At 67.4% G+C, this 647-nt stretch carries 1 protein-coding gene; it reads left to right on the top strand.

Translation table 11 applies throughout. The annotated features are described in order from the left end of the window. Positions 1-485, top strand: a 485-nt coding sequence (locus H6A21_RS10765; RefSeq protein ID WP_204562779.1) for an IS3 family transposase, incomplete at its 5' end; no start/stop codon positions are given. Between the last annotated feature and the right edge of the window lie 162 nt (positions 486-647).

Below are 647 nucleotides of genomic sequence, written 5' to 3'. Positions count from 1 at the left end.
CCAGGCCGGAGCTGCGCGGCAGGGTGGCGGAGATCTTCGGCGGGCTCCCCAACGGCGTCGGCCACCGGCAGATAGCCATGGAGCTGCGCGCCGTGGACGGCGCGCGCATAGCCGACAAGACCGTCCTCAAGATGATGCGCGAGATGGGCCTGCGCTGCGGCATCCGCCGCGAGACCGACTACCACAGGTACAACCCGTACAGGGGCGTCGTCGGCGAGACCTTCGGGAACGTGCTCGGGCGCGACTTCGGGGCGGACGGCCCGTGGCAGAAGATGGGCACCGACGTCACCGAGTCCAGGCTCTCGTTCGGCAAGGCCCACCTCGCCCCGGTCTACGGCTTCGGCGGCAAGGAGATCGCGGCGCGCTCCATCTCCCGGCATCCCGACCTCGCCCAGCAGGAGGAGATGCTCGAGATGCCCATGGCGGCCAAGCCCGGCTGGGCGCGCCCGGTCCTGCACTCGGACATGGGCCGGTGTTACCGCTAATCTAAGATTCGCCGTTTAGGCCAACGGGCGGCGCCGATTCCGCCAACGTATATCCGCCGATCGCACCAACGTACTTTCACCGATTCGACCAACGGGCTTACGCTCGACCGTGCAGAGACACGGGAGGGCGATATGGAGAGAAACCTGATCGGGGAGATGAAC

Source organism: Collinsella tanakaei, from assembly GCF_016902615.1.
GTDB classification, from domain to species: domain Bacteria; phylum Actinomycetota; class Coriobacteriia; order Coriobacteriales; family Coriobacteriaceae; genus Collinsella; species Collinsella tanakaei_A.
Note: the sequence above shows the minus strand (reverse complement) of the source record. Positions and strands in the feature narration are given on the sequence as shown.